Source organism: Bradyrhizobium sp. Leo170, from assembly GCF_004296405.1.
Classification (GTDB): Bacteria; Pseudomonadota; Alphaproteobacteria; order Rhizobiales; family Xanthobacteraceae; genus Bradyrhizobium.
Genome location: NZ_PSRR01000093.1, coordinates 20,924 through 27,025 on the forward strand (window position 1 = coordinate 20,924; position 6,102 = coordinate 27,025).

At 64.3% G+C, this 6,102-nt stretch carries 7 protein-coding genes; 4 read left to right on the forward strand and 3 right to left on the reverse strand.

The annotated features are described in order from the left end of the window. Positions 1 to 25: 25 nt before the first annotated feature. The 3 genes from CWO89_RS17740 (at position 26) to CWO89_RS17750 (ending at position 2,821) form a co-directional block, all read left to right on the forward strand. A complete protein-coding gene (locus CWO89_RS17740; protein WP_130580050.1) occupies positions 26 to 913 on the forward strand; it encodes an alpha/beta hydrolase in 888 nt (295 codons plus the stop codon). A 147-nt stretch (positions 914 to 1,060) separates the two neighbouring features. Continuing rightward, a complete protein-coding gene (locus tag CWO89_RS17745; RefSeq protein ID WP_130580051.1) occupies positions 1,061 to 1,543 on the forward strand; it encodes a hypothetical protein in 483 nt (160 codons plus the stop codon). 468 nt (positions 1,544 to 2,011) lie between these two features. Then, positions 2,012 to 2,821 carry a dienelactone hydrolase family protein gene (locus tag CWO89_RS17750; RefSeq protein ID WP_394566578.1) on the forward strand — a complete coding sequence of 270 codons (810 nt, stop codon included), beginning with the start codon at positions 2,012 to 2,014 and terminating at the stop codon, positions 2,819 to 2,821. On the opposite strand, the gene CWO89_RS17755 is transcribed toward CWO89_RS17750, so the two are convergent. After that, positions 2,796 to 4,961 carry a heavy metal translocating P-type ATPase gene (locus tag CWO89_RS17755; protein ID WP_130580053.1) on the reverse strand — a complete coding sequence of 722 codons (2,166 nt, stop codon included), beginning with the start codon at positions 4,959 to 4,961 and terminating at the stop codon, positions 2,796 to 2,798. The genes CWO89_RS17750 and CWO89_RS17755 overlap by 26 nt on opposite strands. A 66-nt stretch (positions 4,962 to 5,027) precedes the next feature. Between CWO89_RS17755 and CWO89_RS17760 the strand changes: the two genes are divergently transcribed. Further along, a complete protein-coding gene (locus CWO89_RS17760) occupies positions 5,028 to 5,429 on the forward strand; it encodes a MerR family transcriptional regulator (RefSeq protein ID WP_130580054.1) in 402 nt (133 codons plus the stop codon). Positions 5,430 to 5,529: 100 nt separating this feature from the next. Here CWO89_RS17760 and CWO89_RS45925 read toward each other — a convergent pair whose 3' ends face one another. Both CWO89_RS45925 and CWO89_RS17765 read right to left on the reverse strand, forming a co-directional pair. After that, positions 5,530 to 5,673, reverse strand: coding sequence for a hypothetical protein (locus CWO89_RS45925; RefSeq protein ID WP_165421210.1), 144 nt, complete (start codon positions 5,671 to 5,673; stop codon positions 5,530 to 5,532). A 137-nt stretch (positions 5,674 to 5,810) separates the two neighbouring features. Further along, the coding region (locus CWO89_RS17765; protein WP_130580055.1) for a hypothetical protein at positions 5,811 to 6,102 on the reverse strand (292 nt) is incomplete at its 5' end.

Here is a 6,102-nt window from a genome sequence, read left to right on the forward strand (position 1 = left end):
CGGCGCAATCATCAGGAAACAAGCCGTGGCAACCAATGAAATCGACGCCATTCGCGCGCTGCTTTCGTCAAAACCGCGGCCGATCGGATGGACCGAGCGGCGCGAACGTCTCGATGAAGTGGGTTCGGTCTGGCCGGTGGCCGATGACGTGAAGCTCGAAACAGTCGATTGCGACGGCGTGGCAGGCGAATGGTCGCTGGCGCCGGGCAGCGAGCCATCACGCGTGCTGCTCTATTTCCATGGCGGCGGCTACTGCTCCGGATCGATTCTGAGCCACCGCAGATTGGTCAGCGAAGCCGGGCGCGCCGCGCGCGTTCGAACGCTCGCCATCGATTACCGCCGTGCGCCCGAGCACCCTTATCCCGCCGCGCATGAGGATGCGATGAAGGCTTGGCGCTTCCTGCACAGGCAGGGCATTCCGGCGCACTGCATCGCCGTCGGCGGCGACAGTGCCGGCGGCAATCTTACGCTCGAGCTAATCGGCCGGTTGCTGAGAGACGGCGAGGACTTGCCCGGCTGTGCCTGGCTGCTCTCGCCATGGACCGATCTCACGATGTCTGGCACAACCCTTGGCACCAAGGACGCAGTCGATCCGATCATCCACAAGACCTATCTGGAAGAGCTTGCGGACGCCTATGTGCCTGACACCATCGATCGCAGTTCACCGCTCATCTCGCCCTTGTTTGGCGATTTCACCGGCTATCCCCCGATGCTGATCCAGGTCGGATCGGCGGAGACGCTGCTCGCGGATGCCACGCGGCTCGCCGAGGCGGCCGGCGCTGCCGATGTCGAGGTGACGCTGGAGATCTGGCCCCACATGATCCACGCGTGGCCGCTATGGAATGCGAAGCTTGGTGCCGGTCGCCACGCGCTTTCCAGGGCGGGGCAATTCATCCGTGCCCGTTTGGCATAGTGCGCCTGGTAGCCGCTTGAGCCAAAAAACCTCGATTTCGCAGGTTTTTAGAGCCAATGCGTACCAACACGGGACAAATCACGGGGTTTTAGGCCCGCTGAGGTTGTGGTATTCGGAACCTTTAGAATTAGTCCGGTTTGGTGTCGAATGATGGACCTCACCCCCGGGAATTCCACCAGCGCCCTGCGCATTGGTGTGCAGCCGATTGCGGTCACCGCCGTCGGGCTGTTTCTCGTCCTGTTCGGGATCGGCGCGATCGCGCTGTACCGGGTCTATACCGGCGCGTCGCCGGAGTCCGATCGGGTCGTCGCCAGCCGGCAATTGCAGGCCCGCACCGCGCAGGTGTCCGAACAGCTCGTCGAGAAAACCAAGGGGTTGGAGGCGACCCAGCAGGAATCCATCGACCAGCTCCAGATGGTGCAGGACCACTTGCAGACCATGCGCCGCATGCTCGCCGCCCAGCAGGCCGACACCAAGAAGCTGTCCGAGCAGGTCACGGCACTGACCGAGGCGGTCGAGGGCTTAAGGCAATCCTTTGCCAGCGCCCAGGCCAATGAGCCGGCGGCCGAACCCGTCCGTAAACGATCGCGGTCGCACGCGCTTCGCAGCGGGCGCAAGCGCCGCGGCTGAGTCGGTCGAAATCACCGCAAACCCCCTCACCGGCAGGACATATCCACCGTCGCTGCCGAATCTCGATACGGTTTTTTTCGCCGACTTTGTGAACTAGTTCACATTCGGGAACCTAATTCCGGGGCAAGGTGCACGCCACCGGATGGCGTGAGCCGATTTCAATATCCGGGGCTGGCAAGGTCGTTGGCGGTATACTGCGTCAACGGCCTTGTTCTTTTAAAGGCCCTGCTTCCGCCGCGGGCGCGCTTTTTCACCGACCGCTTTGGCCGCCTCTCACGCTGGTGACTTGCCATCCGCGGGCTTTGCTTGCTGAATGCCGGCGCTTTTGAACCCGGTCCCGCCCACCCCTCGATCGGGTCGATGGTTTGCAAACCATTTTGAATGAGGCCCCGCATGCGCGCTGAATCCCTGCCCACCCCGGACGTCGTCGGACTGACAAAAACCGCCCCCTTCTCGCGCCGCGGTTTCATGACGGCTTCGGCCGCCATCACGGCTGGCTACACCCTCGCCGCAGGTCCCGTGCGGGCCGACGTGATCAAGACCGGTACCGCCGGCCTCACCGCGGGCGAGGCCAAGATCGGGGTCGCCGGCGGCGAGATGCCTGCGTATTTCGCGCGGCCGGCCGGTGTCAGCAATCCGCCGGTCATCCTGGTGGCGATGGAGATTTTCGGCCTGCACGAATACATCAAGGACGTGACGCGCCGGCTCGCCAAGCTCGGCGCGTTTGCGGTGGCGCCCGACTACTATTTCCGCAAGGGCGATCTCACTAAGATCACCGACATTCAGCAGATCCTGCCGATCGTGAACGCGAAGCCGGATGCCGAGCTCCTGTCCGATCTCGACGCCACCGTGGCCTGGGCGAAATCGCAAGGCGGCGACACCTCCCGCCTCGGCATCGTCGGCTTCTGCCGCGGCGGACGCACGGTCTGGGAATATGCCGCCCACAACACCGCGCTGAAGGCCGGCGCCGCCTTCTATGGTCCGCCGGTCGATCCGCAGAATCCGGCCTGGCCGAAGAGCCCGATGCAGCTTGCACCCGAGATGAAAGCGCCGGTGATCGGCTTCTATGGCGAAGCCGACACCGGCATCCCAGTCTCGCAGGTCGAAGCCTTCAAGGCGGCGCTCGCCGAAAACAAGAAGACCGCGGAATTCAAGATCTATCCGGGGGCCCCGCACGGCTTCCATGCCGATTATCGCACGAGCTATCGCAAGGAAGCCGCCGAAGACGCGTGGGCGCAGATGCAGGCCTGGTTCAAGAAATACGGCGTGCTGAGCTGAGGCTCGCGCCATCTGCGAAGCGGTGCGCCAGCAGGCGCAGCGCGTTGGCGGTGACGAGCACGGTGGCGCCGGTGTCGGCGAGGATGGCCATCCACAAGGTGGTCACGCCGAACAGCGTGGTGGCAAGGAACACCGCCTTGAAGCCGAGCGCGATCGTGATGTTCTGCCAGATGTTGCCGAGCGTCGCTTGCGAGAGGGCGATCAGCTCGGCAACGCCGCCAACACGGTTCTTGAGCAAGGCCGCGTCCGCGGTCTCCAGCGCCACGTCCGTTCCGCCGCCCATGGCGATGCCGACGGACGCCGCAGCGAGTGCCGGCGCATCGTTGATGCCGTCGCCGACCATCGCAACCGGACCGGCTTGCTTGAGCCGCCCGATCTCCGCGAGCTTGGCGTCGGGCAGAAGCCCGGCATGCGCCTCAAGCCCAAGCTGACCGGCGATCGCATCGGCGGTGCGGGCATTGTCGCCGGTCAGCATGATCGCGCGGAGACCACGGTCCGTCAGCCGTTTGACGCCTTCATGCGCATCCTCCCGCGGCTCGTCGCGAAGCGCGATCAATCCCTCGACCGTCTTGCCGGACAGCAGGACCACCACCGTCTTGCCCTCGCCTTCGAGCGCACTGATCTTTTCGACGACGCCGGGATCGACGCTCGCCTGCTCGCTCGCGAAGCGGGGCGAACCGACCGAGGCGAAGCCGCTTCTCAGACGTGCCGTCACCGCTTTGCCAGGCGTCGCGACGCCGCCGCCGAAGGTCGCGGGAAGCTCGAGCCCGCGCCTCTCGGCTTCCTCGATGATGGCGCGCCCGAGCGGATGGCTGGTGCTGCGTTCGACCGCCGCCGCCTTGGCCAGGACCGTGTCCTCGTTCTCACCGATCGAGACGACATCCGTCACCTGCGGACGACCGCGCGTGAGCGTGCCCGTCTTGTCGAAGGCGATCGTCCTGACCTTACCCAGCGTCTCGAGCGCCGCTCCGCCCTTGATCAACAATCCCTGCCGGGCGCCGGAGGCGAGGCCGGACGCGATCGCGGCCGGGGTGGAGATCACCAATGCGCAGGGACAGGCGATCAGCAGCGCAGCGAGGCCACGGTAGATCCAGGTCATCCAGTCGCCACCGAAGAGGAGCGGCGGGATCAGGACGACAAGCAGCGCGACCAGCATGGCGGCGGGCGTGTACCACCGGCTGAAACGGTCGATCATGCGCGCCGTCGGCGCCTTCGACTCCTGCGCTTCTTCCACCATGTGGATGATGCGGGCGATGGTGTTGTCGGCAGCGACATGCGCGATCTCGACGCGCAGCTCGCCATTGGCATTGATGCTGCCAGCATACACCTTCGCGCCGATTTCCTTGAGAACGGGAACGGACTCGCCGGTCACCGGTGACTCGTCGACCTCCGACGAGCCGTCGATCACGGTGCCGTCCGAGGGCACGCGGTCGCCGGGGCGAACCACCACGACATCGCCGACCGCGAGATCATCGACAGAAACCTCCTCGATATCGAGAGATGCCCCGCGCTGACGTCTGGCATTGCGCGGCACAAGGTCGATCAATGCCTCGATCCCGGCCCGTGCGCGACGGGCGGCGACCGTCTCGAGCAGTTCGCCTACCGCGAACAGGAAGACGACAACAGCCGCCTCCTCGGCCTCGCCGATGGCAACCGCGCCGAGTGCCGCTGTTGTCATGAGGGTCTCGATGGTAAAGGGCGAGCCGGACAGGGCGCCGGCAAGCGCGCGCCGTGCAAAAGGCAGGACACTGACAACCGCCGCTGCCGAATAGAGCCAACGCTCCAGCCCCGGGAACAGGCTGGCAAGCACGAACGCCACTGCAAACAGGACGCCTGTGCCGAGGACGAGTCTGCCCTTGGCTCCCTGCCACAGAGGGTGCCGTTCCTGCTTCCGCGGCGCCTTCCCTCCCGACGCTGACGGCATGCCGGCCGGCTTGTAGCCCAACGCCCTCACCTTCTCCTCGATGAGGCGCGGCGCAGTGCGGTCCTGGTCGAGCCGGAAGGCGAGCGTTCCGGTCGTAAAGCTGACCTCTATGTCGGTGACTCCAGGCAGCCGCCGCATCGCGTTCTCGATCTTGAGCGCGCAAGCCGCGCAATCCATGCCCTCGATATGCAGCCTGTAGCAATTGGCGGTCGCCACAACGTCACCTCGACGAGTTCGATGTAGCCACCTATATGGACCCTGTAGCAACTACAGGGTCAAGGCATGAGCTGCGGCAGTTTGACGATAGGCGAGCTCGCACGACTGACCGGGACCAAGGTCGAGACCGTCAGGTACTATGAGCGGATTAGGCTCCTTGAGGCGCCAATGCGGACGGCCGGCAACTACCGCGCCTACGCGCCCGAACACCTGAACCGTCTGAGTTTCATCCGCCGCTCGCGGGACCTTGGCTTCTCGCTCGATCAGGTTCGGGCGCTTCTCGACCTGTCCGACGATCGAGATCGCCCCTGCGGGGCCGTCGATGCAATCGCGAGGGAACATCTGTCGGAGGTCGACCGCAAGATCGGGGATTTGCAGGCGCTCCGGCGCGAGCTCAGCAGCATGATCGATCAATGCCAATGCGGCACCGTTGCCGACTGCCGGATCATTGAGGCCCTTTCGCCCTGAGTATTAGCGTTTTCGAGCGAAGTGGACACCGGTTCGCGTGAAGAAAACGCGTCAAACAAGAATCAAGAGCTTCGGTTCTGATTGAATCAGAACCGAAGCTCTAGCCGAGACGATCGCGATTGCGATGCGGCTTTGCCAATTGCCGTTCGACTTCCCAAAACATCAGCACAAAGGCCGCGCCCAGGCTGATGACGATGCCCAGGAAGACGAAGGTGAAGGCGGCGGTGGTGAGTGTGCTCAGCATTTCGAAATCGCTGCAATCGACGTACCAGGCCCTGTGCAGAAACGATGCAACCTCGATGCTGAAAACACCGAGGCTCCATCCATCTTCCCGATAATTTTCGCTGCAGCGCGCCAGGTTCGCAGCAGTATCGGTTGAGATCAGTCGCAGACATCAACCGACCTGATGCGCCAGCCATATGACGTCAAGACGCGCTGCTGGGCAACGTAGCAGCCGCCGTAGCCGGAATTGTCGTAGTAGCCGTAGTAGGGATCGCCATAGTCGTAATCGCCATAGGGCCAGTCGCCGTAGAGCCCATAGCCGAGGCCAACACCGACCGCCGCGGCGGCGAACGGAAATCCACGACGAAAACGCCCGAAGCCGGGACGGTAGAAGCCGCCACGAAATGCGGCCGAACGGAAGCCGCCGGCGCCGATCGCGGCCGAGCGGAAG

Excerpts from the sequence above, each read along its gene's own strand:
- CWO89_RS17760 (WP_130580054.1), top strand. The coding sequence starts at position 5,028 with ATGAGCTGCGGCAGTTTGACGATAGGCGAGCTCGCACGACTGACCGGG.
- CWO89_RS17750 (WP_394566578.1), top strand. The coding sequence starts at position 2,012 with ATGACGGCTTCGGCCGCCATCACGGCTGGCTACACCCTCGCCGCAGGT.
- CWO89_RS45925 (WP_165421210.1), bottom strand. The coding sequence starts at position 5,673 with ATGCTGAGCACACTCACCACCGCCGCCTTCACCTTCGTCTTCCTGGGC.
- CWO89_RS17745 (WP_130580051.1), top strand. The coding sequence starts at position 1,061 with ATGATGGACCTCACCCCCGGGAATTCCACCAGCGCCCTGCGCATTGGT.